At 72.8% G+C, this 15502-nt stretch carries 12 protein-coding genes; 8 read left to right on the top strand and 4 right to left on the bottom strand.

The genetic code is table 11. From position 1 onward, the window contains the following. Positions 1-125: 125 nt before the first annotated feature. The 7 genes from AC4BEG_RS22730 to AC4BEG_RS22700 all read left to right on the top strand — a co-directional run bounded on the left by AC4BEG_RS22730 (position 126) and on the right by AC4BEG_RS22700 (position 10929). Positions 126-1499 (top strand): GlnX family signal transduction membrane protein, encoded by a 1374-nt coding sequence (locus AC4BEG_RS22730; RefSeq protein ID WP_490701590.1) that lies wholly within the window; start codon positions 126-128, stop codon positions 1497-1499. Then, the gene (locus AC4BEG_RS22725) at positions 1496-2542 is read left to right on the top strand and encodes a glutamate ABC transporter substrate-binding protein (RefSeq protein ID WP_490701589.1); all 1047 of its coding nucleotides are present in this window, start codon (positions 1496-1498) and stop codon (positions 2540-2542) included. Before AC4BEG_RS22730 ends, AC4BEG_RS22725 begins: the two co-directional genes overlap by 4 nt. Before the next feature lie 241 nt (positions 2543-2783). Then, a complete protein-coding gene (locus AC4BEG_RS22720) occupies positions 2784-4115 on the top strand; it encodes a hypothetical protein (protein ID WP_490701588.1) in 1332 nt (443 codons plus the stop codon). Beyond that, positions 4108-6621: a serine/threonine-protein kinase gene (locus AC4BEG_RS22715; RefSeq protein ID WP_490701587.1), complete on the top strand. Its 2514-nt coding sequence runs from the start codon at positions 4108-4110 to the stop codon at positions 6619-6621. Before AC4BEG_RS22720 ends, AC4BEG_RS22715 begins: the two co-directional genes overlap by 8 nt. Positions 6622-6624: 3 nt before the next feature. Continuing rightward, entirely contained in the window at positions 6625-7929 is a 1305-nt protein-coding gene (locus AC4BEG_RS22710) for a PP2C family protein-serine/threonine phosphatase (protein WP_490701586.1), read from the top strand. A gap of 227 nt (positions 7930-8156) precedes the next feature. Next, positions 8157-9515: a vWA domain-containing protein gene (locus tag AC4BEG_RS22705; RefSeq protein WP_490701585.1), complete on the top strand. Its 1359-nt coding sequence runs from the start codon at positions 8157-8159 to the stop codon at positions 9513-9515. Positions 9516-9576: 61 nt separating this feature from the next. Next, positions 9577-10929: an FHA domain-containing protein gene (locus AC4BEG_RS22700; protein WP_490701584.1), complete on the top strand. Its 1353-nt coding sequence runs from the start codon at positions 9577-9579 to the stop codon at positions 10927-10929. A gap of 42 nt (positions 10930-10971) precedes the next feature. Here AC4BEG_RS22700 and AC4BEG_RS22695 read toward each other — a convergent pair whose 3' ends face one another. Next, complete coding sequence (locus AC4BEG_RS22695; protein WP_490701583.1) at positions 10972-12036, bottom strand: methyltransferase domain-containing protein; 1065 nt, start codon at positions 12034-12036, stop codon at positions 10972-10974. A gap of 80 nt (positions 12037-12116) precedes the next feature. On the opposite strand from AC4BEG_RS22695, the gene AC4BEG_RS22690 reads away from it, so the two are divergent. Beyond that, positions 12117-12521 carry a globin gene (locus AC4BEG_RS22690; RefSeq protein ID WP_201875520.1) on the top strand — a complete coding sequence of 135 codons (405 nt, stop codon included), beginning with the start codon at positions 12117-12119 and terminating at the stop codon, positions 12519-12521. Between the two features lie 73 nt (positions 12522-12594). On the opposite strand, the gene AC4BEG_RS22685 is transcribed toward AC4BEG_RS22690, so the two are convergent. The 3 genes from AC4BEG_RS22685 to ettA are packed head-to-tail and all read right to left on the bottom strand — an operon-like array spanning position 12595 to position 15495. Next, complete coding sequence (locus AC4BEG_RS22685) at positions 12595-13377, bottom strand: DUF8185 domain-containing protein (protein WP_490701582.1); 783 nt, start codon at positions 13375-13377, stop codon at positions 12595-12597. Continuing rightward, the gene (locus AC4BEG_RS22680; protein WP_490701581.1) at positions 13374-13826 is read right to left on the bottom strand and encodes an acyl-CoA thioesterase; all 453 of its coding nucleotides are present in this window, start codon (positions 13824-13826) and stop codon (positions 13374-13376) included. Before AC4BEG_RS22680 ends, AC4BEG_RS22685 begins: the two co-directional genes overlap by 4 nt. A 4-nt stretch (positions 13827-13830) precedes the next feature. After that, complete coding sequence (gene ettA, locus AC4BEG_RS22675; RefSeq protein WP_490701580.1) at positions 13831-15495, bottom strand: energy-dependent translational throttle protein EttA; 1665 nt, start codon at positions 15493-15495, stop codon at positions 13831-13833. Positions 15496-15502: the final 7 nt, after the last annotated feature.

Below are 15502 nucleotides of genomic sequence, written 5' to 3'. Positions count from 1 at the left end.
GAGGCAGTACCGATGACCCCGCCGGGGGCTGCGGTCATACTGCTGCCGGGGGATCCAGAGTTCGCCGCAGCCGGGCGGCGGGCCGCGAGAGCGACCGAGGGGTTCCGGACCGAGGGGGAGGTCTTGTGTCATATCCGCCGACCACCGGCAGAGCCGCGCCGCCGCCCGCGCCCGCGGCTCCGCCCCGCACCGCGTGGCGCGAGGGCGTCGACCGCGTGCGGGCGGCGGCCACGACCGAGCCGGGGCGGCTGCGCATCATCGGGGCCGTACTGGCCCTGCTGGTGGTGGCGTTCGGGGCGGTGACCGCCTGGCAGGTCACGGACCGTCAGTCGGCGGCGGACGCGGTGGCCGAGCGCAGCCAGCCGCTGAGCGCCGACGCCGCCCGGATCTACCGCTCCCTGGCCGATGCCGACACCACGGCGGCCAGCGGCTTCCTGGCGGGCAAGGAGGAGCCCGCGGAGGTCCGTAAGCGGTACGAGAAGGACATCAGCACCGCGTCCCAGTTGCTGGTGCGGGCCGCGGCCACCACCGACGGCGCGGCCTCCGCCCGGGAGGAGATCCGCACCATCAACCGGCTGCTGCCGGTCTACACCGGCCTGGTGGAGTCCGCGCGCGCCAACAACCGCCAGGGGCTGCCGCTGGGCGGCGCGTATCTGCGGTATGCCAACGACACCATGCGCGGCGGGCTGCTGCCCGCGGCCGGCCGGCTCTATGAGGCGGAGACGGCGCGCCTCGGCGAGGACTACGGAGACGCCAAGGCATGGCCCTGGGCGGCGCTCGGCGCCGGTGTGCTCGCGCTGGGGGCGCTGGGCTGGGCCCAGCGCCGGAACTACCGCCGGACCAACCGGGTGTTCAACCACGGTCTGCTGGCCGCCACCGCCGCCTCCACGGTGGTGCTGCTGTGGATGGTGGTCGGCCACGCCGTCGCCCGCGCCCAGCTGAACGATTCCGATGAGCAGGGCGCCAGGTCGCTGTATGTGCTCAACGAGGCGCGGATCGACGCCCTCCGGGCCCGTGCCGACGAGAATCTGACGCTGGTCGCGCGCGGCGCGGTCGTTGTCGACGACGGCGCCGACAAGGGCAAGGACGCCTATGAGGTCAGCTACGGCTCCCGGATGAAGAGCCTGGCCGGGGATCTGCGCGGGGCGCGGGAGGCCGCGGACGACAGCGCCGGACGCGATCCGGTGGACAGCGCCGTCTCGGCGGTCCGGGAGTGGCAGAAGCGGCATCAGGCCGCCCGCAGCGCCGATGACGCGGGGGACTACGGCGAGGCGCTGAAGAAGGTCATCGGCTCCGGTGACAGCACCGGTCGGTCCTTCGACTCCGTGGACACCCTGCTGGCCAAGGCCGTCGACCACGAACAGCGGGAGTTCCAGCGGGCGGCCGACGACGGGCGGGGCGCGTTCACCGCGATGGCCGCCGGGGCCGGGGTGCTGGCCGCGCTGGGGGCCCTGGGCGCGGTGCTGGGCATCGGCCGCAGACTGTCGGAGTACCGATGACGGTGATGGGGGGCATCAGCATGCGAGCGGTGCGATCGGCCGCCGCGTTGGCGGTGTGCACCCTGGCGGTGGCCACGGCGATCGTGGTGCCCGCCATGGTGGACGGGGACAACAACGGCCGCGGCGGCCGGAGCGAGGCGGCGGACCGGCGTCCGCAGGAACTGCGGGCCGGGCACCGGACCGCGGCGGACAGTTGCAAGAAGCCCGAGGCGAGTCTGCGGCCGTCGAGCGCGAGCGGTCCGGCCATCAAGCGCATCAAGAACCGTCGGATCAACGGCCACAAGGTCGGCAAGCTGATCGCGGGCGTCGACCAGAACAGCTACCGCTGGGGCTATCGCGACCCGGCCACCGGCGATCTCACCGGTTTCGACATCGACATCGTGCGTGCCATCGCCAAGGACATCTTCGGCGATCCGGACGCGGTCATCTACCGCACCATTCCCACCAGTCAGCGCATCAAGGCCCTTCAACAGGGCAAGGTGGACGTGGTGGTGCGCACCATGACCATCAACTGTGACCGGATCAAGGACGTGGCGTTCTCCACCGCGTACTTCCAGGCCGGTCAGCAGGTGCTGGTCGACGAGGACTCGGCCATCACCGGCTACAACCGGACGCTGCGCGGCAAGAAGGTGTGCACGGCGCAGGGGTCCACCGCCGAGGCCGAGTTGGACAAGCCGGGGGTCGGCGCCAAGGCACTCGGAGCGATCAAGGTCAAGCCGGTCCCCAATCAGCTCGACTGCCTGGTCAGACTGCAACTGGGCGAAGTGGACGCGGTGATCACGGACAACGCCCTGGCGGCGGGCCAGGCCGCCCAGGACCCCTCCGTCAAGCTGGTCGGCTCCCGATTCACCGATGAGCTGTACGGCGTGGCGATGAACAAGGACGACGACGACCTGGTACGCCGGGTCAACGAGGTGCTGGCGGACTACCGCAAGGGCGGTGACAACAGCCCCTGGATGCGCGCCTACCGCAAGTGGCTCGCGGAGGATTTCGGCGGCGCGCAGGAGAACCCCGCGCCGCCGAATCCCGTGTACAAGGACTGAGGGGTATGACGCGGAAACGGCCGAGGAGGGCACCGGAAAGGGGCGGCGGCGGAAGGCGGCGGAAAGAGGCTGTGGCGGACGGCGATTCGAGGATGACGGACCGGTAAGGATTAGCGCCCGACGCGCACGCGCAGGGATGACCGCACAGGGATGACCACGAGGCATGACCGCACAGGCATAACCGCGTAGGGATGACGCAGTAACGGATCACACAGCGGATACGGACACGGAGAGGTGATCGATGGGGGTCCCGGGACCCTTCCCCAGCTCAGCGGGGGCACCCGACGGGCCGGCCATGGGCCGCGAGGAGGTGGACCGCGTGCTGACGAGGCTCGCCGCCGAGCACGAGGCGATCGAGTCCTCGCTGCTCGCCCTCCAGGACCACGCGGGCAGAAGACTTCTGGAGGGCGCCGAGCTGACCGGTGTCACCAAGGAGCGCTGGGCCACCACCGAGCAGGCCGTATCCCTGCTGTGGAGCTACTTCGACGCGTACACCGACGTCCTCGGCCGCGCCCGTGAGGTGCGCGCCCGCCACCGCTGGCCCACCGCAGGCGAGTTGGCCGAGCTCACCGAGCTGCTGCGCGGCCCCGGGATCACCCTGCCCAGCAGCGCCACCCTCACCGGATCGCCGCTGCTGAGCGAGCAGTTGAGCCTGGACCGGCTGGTGGACCGGATGAACCGCTGGTACGCCGAGGCGCTGGACGTCATCGTCACCGCGGACGCCGTGTGGTCCGCGCTGCCCGCCCGGATCGACATGCTCTCCGCGGAGCTGCACCGCACCCGTTCGCTGGCCCATTCGGTGGGGGTGCGCCCCGGGGAGCACCCCTCGGGCGACGATCTGGAGCGGATCACCGACGAGTTGACCGCGCTTCGCGCGGACGTGGTCTCCGATCCGCTGGCGTTCTGGAAGCAGAAGAAGAGCGGCAGTTCGGCGCCGGGCGGCGGCTCCCCGGACACCGAGCGCTACGACCGCGCGGCGCGCGCCCTGGAGGATGTGCGGCGCGAGATCGAAGCGGTGCTGGATGTGCGGCAGGACGCGGAGCGGCGGCTGATGCGGCTGCGCGATGTGCTCTCCCGCGCGGACCGCACCCTGGCGGAGGCCCGGCAGGCACGCGGTGAGGTGCTGGCGAAGATCGCGGCGTCCGAGGTGCCCGCGGTGAGCGGCCCGCCGACCGCGCTGCACGAGCAGTTGGTGGCCGCGGCCGACTATCGCAGGCGCTCCCAGTGGCACCGGCTCTCGCCGCTGCTGGAGAGCCTGGAGCAGCGGGTCGACGACGAGCTGCTGCGGGCCCGGGAGTCCCTGACGGCGGTGACCGCGCCGCTCGCGGTCCGCGCCGAGCTGCGCGGTCGGCTCGACGCGTACAAGGCGAAGGTCGCCCGGCACGGTATGGCGGAGGATCCGCTGCTGGTGGAGCGGTACGACGCGGCACGCCGGATGCTGTGGAGCGCCCCCTGCGATCTGCGGGTGGCCGAGCAGGCGGTGCTGCGCTATCAGCAGGCCGCGGCCGACGCCCTCGTACCCCGCCAGGCGGACCCCACCGATCACGGCACCCAGGGGGCACGGCATGAGTGAAGTGGTCAGCTGCCAGCGGCGTGACTGCGGCGGTGCGTACGAGGACGTGGGCGGCGGCGAACTGTACTGCGACACCTGCGGAATGGCTCCGGTCGTCTCCCGGGAGGGGCTGGTCGGTTCGCCGCCCACCGGGGTGGCGGGCGGGGGCCGCGGCGGCTCCGCGCCCTCGGCCCGGTCCTCGCGCGGGTCGCGCGGTTCCCGGTCGGCGCGCTCCTCCTCGTCCCGGCGTTCGGTCTCCGGGAGGCTGTCCGGCACCTCGCTGTCGGGGCGTTCCACGGCGCGGTCGGTCTCGGTGCGCAGCTCCCGTTCCAGCTCCTCCGCCTCCGGGCGGAACGCCCTGGGCGCGGGTCTGGTCAGCGTCCCTGATGTGCCGCGCCCCGATCCGCGGACGGCGGTGCTGGCCGGCCCCGAGGTGCCGGAGCGGAAGCGGTTCTGTAGCCGGGGGGACTGCGGGGCTCCGGTGGGCCGGTCCCGCGGCGACCGTCCGGGCCGCACCGAGGGCTTCTGCACCAAGTGTGGTCATCCGTACTCCTTCGTACCGAAGTTGCGCCCCGGCGATGTGGTCCACGGGCAGTACGAGGTGGCGGGCTGTCTGGCCCACGGCGGTCTCGGCTGGATCTATCTGGCCATCGACCGCGCGGTCTCCGACCGCTGGGTGGTCCTCAAGGGCCTGCTGGACACCGGCGACGAGGACGCGCTCGCGGCCGCCGTCTCCGAGCGCCGGTTCCTCGCCGAGATCGAGCACTCGAACATCGTCCGCATCTACAACTTCGTCGAACATCTCGACCAGCGCACCGGCAGCCTCGACGGCTACATCGTCATGGAGTACGTCGGCGGCAAGTCGCTCAAGGACATCGCCAATGAGCGGCGCACCCCGGACGGCCGCCGGGATCCGCTGCCGGTGGAGCAGGCGTGCGCGTACGGTATCGAGGCGCTGGAGGCCCTGGCCCATCTGCACAGCCGCAATCTGCTCTACTGCGACTTCAAGGTCGACAACGCGATACAGCAGCAGGACCAGCTCAAGCTGATCGACATGGGCGCGGTCCGGCGGATGGACGACGAGGACAGCGCGATCTACGGCACCGTCGGCTACCAGGCACCCGAGATCTCGGACGCCGGTCCGTCGGTCTCCTCCGATCTGTACACGGTGGCGCGCACCCTCGCGGTGCTCACCTTCGACTTCCAGGGCTACACCAACGTCTACGCGGACAGCCTGCCCGACCCCGAAAACATCGAGGTCTTCCGGCGCTACGAGTCGTTCTACCGGCTGCTGGTGCGGGCCACCGACCCCGATCCGGGGCGCCGGTTCGCCTCCGCGCAGGAGATGGCCGACCAGCTGACCGGGGTGCTGCGGGAGGTCGTGGCAGTCCAGACCGGGCGGCCGCGGCCCGCCCTGTCCACGCTCTTCGGACCCGAACCGCGGGTGGTGGACACCGGGTTGTTCGCCGCGGAGGGCCAGGATCCGTCCGCGCTGGGCGCACGGGACACCGGGCGCCGGGGCACGGATGGCCGGGGCGCGGCGGGAGGAGGCCCGGCGGGACAGCCGCCGGGGCCGCCGGCCCTGCCGCTGCCCGCGCTCGCCCCGCTGGACACCCGGGCCATCGCCCTGGCGCTGCCGGTGCCGCTGGTGGACCAGGCCGATGCCAACGCCGGATTCCTGGCCGGGCTGCTGACCGCGGCGCCCGCCGAGCTGAGCGCCGCCCTTCAGAACGCTCCCGCCGACTCCCTGGAGCTGCGGCTGCGCCGGGTGCGCGCCCAGCTGGAGCTGGGCCGGGCGGAGGAGGCGGGCACCGCGCTCTCCGGTCTGGAGGCCGCGTACAGCGACGACTGGCGGATCGTCTGGTACCGGGGGCTGCACGCGCTGGCCACCGGCGACCATGCGACGGCCGCGCTCTCCTTCGACGCCGTCTACGACGCGTTCCCCGGTGAGCCCGCGCCCAAGCTGGCGCTCGCGGTCTGCGCCGAGGTGCTCGGCCAGCTGGACAACGCGGCGGAGTACTACCGGCTGGTGTGGACGACCGACCACAGCTTTGTGAGCGCCGCCTTCGGTCTCGCCCGGGTGCGGCTGTCCGCCGGGGACCGGGCGGGAGCGGTGCACGCCCTGGAGTCGGTGCCGGAGTCCTCGATCCACTACACGGCGGCGCGGGTCGCCGCTGTGCGGGCGCGGCTGCGCCAGCGCGCACCGCAGGACGCCCTGCTGGCCGATCTGACGGCCGCGGCCCTCCAGGTCGAGCGGCTGGGCGAGTTCGGACTGGACGCGGTGCGGCGCGAGCGACTCCGTACGGAGGTGCTGGGCAGTGCGCTGGATTGGGTACTGTCCGGCAACAGCGGAGCGCCCCCGGGTCACACCGGGCCGCCTCTGCTCGGCAGCAGCCTGGACGAGCGCGGGCTGCGCTTCGGATTGGAACGCTCGTACCGGGTACTCGCCAGGCTCGCGCAGCGGGGCGAGGAAAGGATCGAACTGGTGGAACGGGCCAACCGTTTCCGCCCCAGGACGTGGGTGTGATCGATGTCGCAGACGCCGCAGCTGCCCCAGCTGTCAGCCTGCCCGACCTGTGAAGAGCCGCCGCAGTCGGGAGACCACTACTGCGATAACTGCGGCGCCGACCTGACGGCGGCCGCGCCGCCGGGTACGGCTACGGCGCCCACGGGCGGCGCGTCCACCGGGGCGCCCGCCGCGGGCGGCATGTCCGCAGGCAGGGTGCCGGAGCCGGAGGACTATCCGCTGGCCGCCCCGGCCCCGGCTCCCCCGGCGGCCGACCCGCGCGCCGGGGCGGCGCTCGGCGCGCCGGGCGTACCTGGCGCCCCGGGCGTCCCGGGCACCTCCGGGGCGGCCGAGCGGACGGGCGGCGGCCCCGAAGCGGACCCCGGGCTGAACGGCGGCGGGGGCCGCCCCCGGTGTGTGGCGTGTCAGGAGGGCACCATCGACCAGGACGGCTACTGCGAGCATTGCGGCCACGCCCAGGCACGCGAGCGCGACCACATGGAGCGCGAGTTGGCGGGGGTGGCGGCGGCCAGCGACCGGGGCCTGCGCCACCACCGCAACGAGGACGCGTTCTCGGTGTCGGCCGCCGCGCTGCCCGACGGATCCCCGGCCGTGGTCGCCGTCGTCTGCGACGGCGTCTCCTCGGCCACCCGCCCCGACGACGCCTCGGCCGCCGCCGCCCAGGCCGCGGACGCCTCGCTGCGCGCCTCGCTCCCCCGCGGCGCCCATCCCCAGCAGGCCATGAACGAGGCGATCGTGGCCGCCGCCGACGCGGTCAACTCACTGGCGCTGGAGCCCGGTTCCGCCGCGTACGAGGAGCAGCAGCAGCGCCAGCAGAACGCCCCGGCGTGCACCATCGTCAGCGCGGTGGTCACTCCCGGCATCCTCACCGTGGGCTGGATCGGGGACAGCCGCGCCTACTGGGTGCCGGACGACCGGACGATCCCGGCCGCCCGCCTGACCGAGGACGACTCCTGGGCGGCTCAGATGGTGGCCGCCGGGCTGATGTCGGAGGCCGAGGCGTACGCGGACGAGCGGGCGCACGCCATCACCGGCTGGCTGGGCGCGGACGCCTATGAACTGGAGCCGCACACCGCGTCGTTCAAGCCGGACCGCCCGGGTGTGGTGGTGGTGTGCACCGACGGACTGTGGAACTACGCCGAGTCGGCGGAGGAGATGGCCCTCGCACTGCCGCCGGACGCCCGGTCCCGGCCGCTGCACAGCGCCCAGGTCCTGGTGGGCCACGCCCTCGACGGCGGGGGCCACGACAACGTAACAGTGGCGGTCGTGCCGTTCCCGGCTCCGCCGGGCAGGGCAGGATCCGCCTGACGGCTCGAGGGGGGTTGCGGGTCCCCGCCGGATGAGACGGACCTCCGCGACGGTTCGCGGAGGTCCCACGGAGCGCCGCGCGCTCGGCGAGCGCCGCGCCGTGGTGGTCTCCTCCGGCGGGGGCTGCCCGTGTGCTCGCCGCTCCGCTCAGCCCTTTTGTCGATACGACGATGTGTCCATAGATCGCTATGGAGCAGATCGCCAAGGAGCGCCAAGGAGCGGACCAGATGGCCACTTTCTCCAAGTCCCAAGCGCCGCGTTTCTCGGTCGAGGTCTACCAGAACGAGTACCTCCCCGAGGGGGGCCGCGAGGTGAACGCGATCGTCACGGTCACCTCGACCGGCGGCGGGACGACCGGAGGGATGCCGATCCCCACCCGGCTCCCGGGCCCGCGGGACGGCGGAGGCTCCGCCTCCGACGCGGCCGTGGTGATCATGGTCGACTGTTCCGGTTCGATGGACTACCCGCCGACGAAGATGCGCAACGCGCGGGACGCGACGGCCGCCGCGATCGACACGGTGCGCGACGGCGTCGCCTTCGCCGTTGTCGCGGGCACCCACAAGGCGGTGGAGGTCTTTCCGGGCGACGGTCGGCTGGCGACCGCCGATCCGGAGACCCGCGCCCTGGCCAAGGACGCGCTGCGCACGCTGAGCGCGGGCGGCGGCACCGCGATCGGCACCTGGCTGCTGCTGGCCGACCGGCTGCTCGCCTCCGCCGATGTCGCCATCCGGCACGGCATCCTGCTCACCGACGGCCGCAACGAGCACGAGAAGCCGGAGGACCTGCGGGCGGCGCTGGACACCTGCGCGGGCCGCTTCACCTGCGACGCCCGCGGCGTCGGCACCGACTGGGAGGTCAAGGAAGTCACCGGGATCGCCTCCGCCCTGCTCGGCACGGCCGATATCGTCGCCGATCCCTCCGGGCTGTCCGCCGACTTCACGCGGATGATGGAGACGGCGATGGGCAAGGAGGTCGCCGACGTCGGTCTGCGGCTGTGGACCCCGATGGGCGCCGAGGTGGCGTTTGTGAAACAGGTCGCACCGACGGTCGAGGATCTGACCGCCCGGCGCACCGAGGCGGGTCCGCGCGCGGGCGACTATCCGACGGGGTCCTGGGGGGACGAGTCCCGCGACTACCACGTATGCGTCCGGGTGCCCGCGGCCGAGGTCGGCCGGGAGATGCTCGCGGCGCGGATCTCCCTGGTGCTGCCGCAGCCGGACGGCGCCCCCGCGGACCCGCTCGCCCAGGGGCTGGTGCGGGCCGTGTGGACGGATGACATGGTCGCCTCCACCGCGATGAACCACCAGGTCGCGCACTACACAGGTCAGGCCGAACTGGCACAGGTCATCCAACAGGGAATGGATGCCCGCAAGTCGGGCGATATCGAGGGGGCCACCGCCAAGCTGGGGCGGGCGGTGCAGCTGGCCGGCGCGTCGGGGAACGAGGACACCGCGAAACTGCTTGCGAAGGTGGTGGACGTCGTCGACGCGGCGACAGGTACTGTGCGACTGAAAGCGAAGGTCGCGGAAGCGGACGAGATGACACTCGAAACGCGTTCCACCAAGACGGTTCGCGTGAAGAAGTAGCAGAGAAATCAGCTCATCCAGCAGGTAACGCCAAGAACGGCACAAGAGGGGGATCACCGACATGCCGACCTGCCCTAACGGCCACGCATCGGCGGCCGACGACTGGTGCGAGGTGTGTGGGCACCGAATGTCGGGGACGCCCATGCCCACCGGCGCCGTCCCCCCGCCCCCGCCGCCTCCGATACCGGGCGGCCCGGGCGCCCCGCACACCCAAGGCGCCCCCGGCGGTTACGGCTTCCCGGGCCCGGCGGGCCCGCCACCGCCCGGTGGACCGGGTGCGCCTCCGCCGCAGGGCGGGCCCGGCGCTCCCCCGCCGCCCGGTGGCCCTGGCATGCCACCGCCCGGTGTCCCCGGCATGCCGCCGCCTCCGCCCGGCGGTACGGGCGGTGGTTACGGCTACCCCGGCGCGCCGACGCCGCCGCAGCCGGACGCCACCTTCCAGGCGGAGCTGTGCCCCCAGTGCCGTACCCCGCGTGAGGCGCAGGCTCCGTTCTGTGAGGAGTGCCGCTTCAACTTCCTGACGCAGGCGCCCACTCCGTACTCACCGCCCTCGTCGGGCGGGTTCGCCCCGCCGCAGCCGCCCCAGCCGCAGCCGGGGCCGTCGCAGCCGTTCCCGCCGCAGGGCCAGCAGCCTCCGCACGGCGGTGACTACCAGGCGTCGCGCCCGTCCCAGATGAACCGCCCGGCCGAGCCGCTGCCCAGCGCGGAGCCCGGCCCGCCGTCCGGCCCGGCATTCGGCAACGACGACGACTGGACGCTGCCGCCGCCGCAGACCGGTGCGGCCGGTCCGGCCGCGCCCGCGCCCCCTCAGCAGCCGCAGCACGGATACGGCTTTCCGCAGCCGGCGCCGGGCGCGGCACCGCCGCCGCCCGCGCCGCCGTACGGCAACGAGGAGTTCCCGGGCGCCATGCCGCCTCCGCCGTCGCCGCAGGGGCACCCGGGACCGCCCCCGCCGCAGCAGTCGACGCCGCCCTCCCCGTTCGAGTACGGCGGGGCTCCGCCGTCGCCCGGCGGTTGGGTCGCGGTCGTCGCGCCGGACCGCGAGTACTTCATGGCGATGATGCACCGCAGCGGTCCGGAGGCGGCCGGGCTGAACCTCCCGGCGTACTCCCCCGAGCAGCAACTGCCGCTCACCGGCCAGCAGATCACCATCGGCCGCCGCCGCAACAGCACGGGCGAGTCCCCCGACATCGACCTCGGGCGCCCGCCCGAGGACCCGGGTGTCTCGCACCAGCACGCGGTCCTCGTCCAGCAGCCCGACGGCACCTGGTCGGTCGTCGACCAGGACTCGACGAACGGCACCACGATCAACGGCGGTGAGGAGCCGATCCAGCCGTACGTCCCGGTCCCCCTCCAGGACGGCGACCGCGTCCATGTGGGCGCCTGGACGACGATCACGATCCGCCGCGGCTAAGGCCCTGTCCGGTGGGTCTTTGAGGCGGGGCTCCGGGCCCGGTCAGACGGCCGGGCCCAGCCGCCAGCCGTACGGGCCCTCCGGGTCGTCCAGCCAGGCCCACTGGCGGTCGCCCCGCATCGTCACGCCGTAGCGCTCACGCCCCGGCCGGTCCTCGTGCTCCCAGAGCGCGAGGGCCTCGACCGGCTCCATCCGGCCCGCGACCAGGTGCAGCAGGAAGCGGAAGGAGTCGTCCAGCAGCGGCCGGGGCGGAATGCCGTGGGTGGACACCGCGGGCGGCGGACCGATGCCGCGCAGCGGGACGAAATAGGCGGGACCGGACAGGAATCGCCCCTCCGCATGCCGGGCGTCGGCGACCCTCAGCGCGATCAGCCCGGTCGCCAGCGGCGTCAGGATCAGCGCGCCCGGCCGGCACTGACCGAGCCACACCCGCGGGACGAACGGCACCGCGCAGGTGACGATGATCCGGTCGTAGGGGGCACGGCCGGGCCAGCCGCGTACCCCGTCACCGGTGACGACCGCCGGGCGGAATCCGGCCGCGGCCAGCTGGTCGCGGGCGGCGTCGGTGATCTCCGAGTCGAGGTCGACGGTGGTGACCCGGTCGTCGCCGAGCCGGTGGGCGAGCAGCGCGGCGTTGTAGCCGGTGCCCGCACCGATCTCCAGCACACGGTCCCCGTCGCGTACGTCCAGGGCCTGAAGCATCCGCGCCATCACCGACGGCTGGCTGCTGGAGGAGATCAGCTCCCCCTCGCGTACCCGCGTCGCCAGGGGCACATCGGCGTACGCCCCGGCCAGCCAGCGCGCCCGGCGCCACGGATCCGGGTCGTCGCGCCACAGCCGGGTGTAGACAACGCTCCCCGGCGCCGCGTACGCCCCGCCCCGCTCCTCCCCCGCCTCCCCCGCCTCGTAGTAGCAGGGCACGAACACATGGCGCGGTACCGCCTCGAACGCCGCCCGCCAGCGGGGGTCGGTGAGCGCGCCGCCCTCCGTGAGCTGCCGCACCAGCCCGGCCCGCGCCTCCGCCGCCGCGGCGGCGTCGGGGTCGGCCGCCGCGGTGTGCGGGCCGGTGTCCGGCGCACCGCGTGTACGACCGCCCGTGCTGCCCATGACTCCACTGTCCTGCGCCCGCCTCCCGGCCGCGACCCACGCCCCCTTCCCCCAGCCGGGGGGTCTGAGAGCATGGAGGCGTGAAAGACATTCCGCGCGGCACACTTCAGGAGCAGACCTTCTACGAGCAGGTCGGCGGCGAGCAGACCTTCCGTCGTCTGGTGCACCGCTTCTACCAGGGGGTCGCGGAGGACCCGCTGCTCCGGCCGATGTACCCCGAGGACGATCTGGGACCGGCGGAGGAGCGGCTGGTGCTCTTCCTCATGCAGTACTGGGGCGGCCCCCGCACCTACAGCGACAACCGCGGCCATCCGCGGCTGCGGATGCGGCATGCCCCGTTCACGGTGAACCGCGCCGCCCACGACGCCTGGCTGCGCCATATGCGCGACGCCGTGGACGAGCTGGAACTCGCCCCGGAGCTCGAGCGGCAGCTGTGGAACTACCTCACCTACGCCGCCGCGTCCATGGTCAACACCGAGGGATGAGCCAGTGTGCCGCCGGGCGGGGCCGGCGGCACAGGTCAGGCGGGGTGGGTCGGGCGGAGGCTCGGGCAGGGGCTCAGGCGGGCGTGACGCTCAGACCGGGCAGACCCGAGGTGCGGACAGCCACCGAGCCGTAGGGGGTTCGCAGCCGCAGCCAGCCGCCTGCGGACAGCAGGGCCAGCGGCTCGGCCACAGGGGCGACCGCCGTGGTACTGCCGACAGTGGTGCCCGCGCCGCCGACGGGCGCCGCCGCCCGGACCGGGCGGAGGAAGCCCAGCGACTGGGCCGCGTGCACCGCGCGCAGCGGCAGCCCGGTGCCGCCCAGCGTGCGCGACCAGATCTCATGGCCGATACGGTCGCGCTCGGCACGGGTCCGGCGCTCCTCGGGCAGTGCCTCGTCACGTGCCCGGAACTCGGCGACCGCGGCGGCCACCGCCGCCCGCGCCTCGTCCGCGCCGGGCAGCCCCTCGACCCGGCGCCAGCCGCCGCGCGGTGGCAGCACCCCGGCCCACGGCGGACCGGTGACGGCGGCGGGCACGCAGACCACCAGCGGGCCCTCCCCGGCGGTGGGCCGCACCGCGAGCGCCGTGTCCAGCGCGTCCGCGAGCTCACCGGCCGAGACCGTGGTGTCCAGGAAGCCCGCGGCACCGCCGTTGGTGACCGTGGCCTCCAGCCGCGCCGTACGGATCGCGAGCACCTCGAAGGACGGCGGACGGCCGAAGACGGCGAGCACTCCGCCGCCCGCCTGGAGCCGCACCGCCGCGGCGCGGTCGTAGTGGATCAGCCGGGCCAGGAAGGCGGCCAGGTCGGCCGCCTCCCCGGCGTCGGCGAAGTGGAGCTCAGCGCGGGCAACCGTCATACCGCGAGGGCCCCCTCCGGCCGCTCACGCCGCCCGGCCTGGCCCGGTTCCAGATACGCCGTGAGGAACTCCTCCTCCTCGCGGCTGACCCGGCGCGGGCGCCCCTGCTCGAGATCGAAGGGGACGAGTCGGGTGGCGGCCCGTACATAGACCGTGTCCTCGTCCTTGATCTCGTACCGCAGGGTCAGATACGCGGCACGGATCTCCGTCACCCAGGTCTCGATGGTCACCGGGGCGTGCCGGTGGACGAGGGGCTTCAGATAGTCGATCTCGTGCCGGGAGACCACCACACCGCCGGTGAACGCCTTGCTCCCGTTCCCCGGCGCCAGTCGCCACATGAAGTCGACGCGCGCCTCCTCCAGATAGCGGAGGAAGACCACATTGTTGACATGGCCGAACGCGTCCATGTCGGACCAGCGCAGGGGGCAGGAGTAGAGATGCCGCGCCATGCACTCAGCCCCGGGTCAGCTTCTTGTAGGTGGCGCGGTGCGGACGGGCCGCGTCCGGGCCGAGCCGCTCGACCTTGTTCTTCTCGTACGACTCGAAGTTGCCCTCGAACCAGAACCACTTGGAGTCGCCCTCGTACGCCAGGATGTGCGTGGCGACGCGGTCGAGGAACCAGCGGTCGTGGGAGACGACCACGGCGCAGCCGGGGAACTCCAGCAGCGCGTTCTCCAGCGAGGACAGGGTCTCGACGTCGAGGTCGTTGGTCGGCTCGTCGAGGAGCAGCAGGTTGCCGCCCTGCTTGAGGGTGAGCGCGAGGTTGAGGCGGTTGCGCTCACCGCCGGAGAGCACCCCGGCGGGCTTCTGCTGGTCCGGGCCCTTGAAGCCGAAGGCCGAGACATAGGCGCGGGACGGCATCTCGACCTGGCCGACGTTGATGTAGTCCAGCTCGTCGGAGACGACGGCCCACAGCGTCTTCTTGGGGTCGATGTTGGCGCGCGACTGGTCGACGTAGGAGATCTTGACGGTCTCGCCGACCTTGATGGTGCCCGCGTCCGGGTTCTCCAGCCCCTGGAGCATCTTGAACAGGGTCGTCTTGCCCGCGCCGTTGGGGCCGATGACACCGACGATGCCGTTGCGGGGGAGGGTGAAGGAGAGGTCGTCGATGAGGACCTTCTCACCGAACGCCTTGGAGAGGTTCTCCACCTCGACGACCACATTGCCCAGACGCGGGCCCGGCGGGATCTGGATCTCCTCGAAGTCCAGCTTCCGGGTCTTCTCCGCCTCGGCGGCCATCTCCTCGTAACGGGCCAGTCGGGACTTGGACTTGGCCTGGCGGCCCTTGGCGTTGGAGCGGACCCACTCCAGCTCTTCCTTGAGGCGCTTGGCGCGCTTGGCGTCCTTCTGCCCCTCAACCTTCAGACGGGTCTGCTTGGTCTCCAGGTAGGTGGAGTAGTTGCCCTGGTAGCCGATGGCGCGGCCGCGGTCGAGCTCGAGGATCCACTCGGCCACGTTGTCCAGGAAGTACCGGTCGTGGGTGATGGCGACGACGGTGCCCGCGTACTTGGCGAGGTGCTGCTCCAGCCACTGGACGGACTCGGCGTCCAGGTGGTTGGTGGGCTCGTCGAGCAGCAGCAGGTCGGGGGCCTCCAGCAGCAGCTTGCAGAGCGCGACGCGGCGCTTCTCACCACCGGAGAGGTTGGTGACCGGCCAGTCACCGGGCGGGCAGCCGAGGGCGTCCATGGCCTGCTCGAGCTGGGCGTCCAGGTCCCAGGCGCCCGAGTGGTCCAGGTCCTCCTGGAGCTTGCCCATCTCCGCCAGCAGCTCATCGCTGTAGTCGGTCGCCATCTGCTCGGCGATCTCGTTGAACCGGTCCAGCTTGCGCTTGGTGTCCGCGACACCGTCCTGGACGTTCTCCAGCACGGTCTTGGACTCGTCCAGCGGGGGCTCCTGGAGCAGGATGCCGACGCTGTAACCGGGGGAGAGGAAGGCGTCACCGTTGGAGGGCTGCTCCAGACCGGCCATGATCTTCAGCACCGTCGACTTACCGGCGCCGTTGGGGCCCACGACACCGATTTTCGCGCCGGGCAGAAAGCTCAGCGTGACGTCATCGAGGATCACCTTGTCACCGTGCGCCTTGCGCGTCTTGCGCATGGTGTAGATGTACTCAGCCAAGAGAAAC

The sequence above is a fragment of the Streptomyces sp. JLBJ103 genome (assembly GCF_058215575.1).
This window is presented reverse-complemented; position numbering and strand designations above follow the sequence as displayed.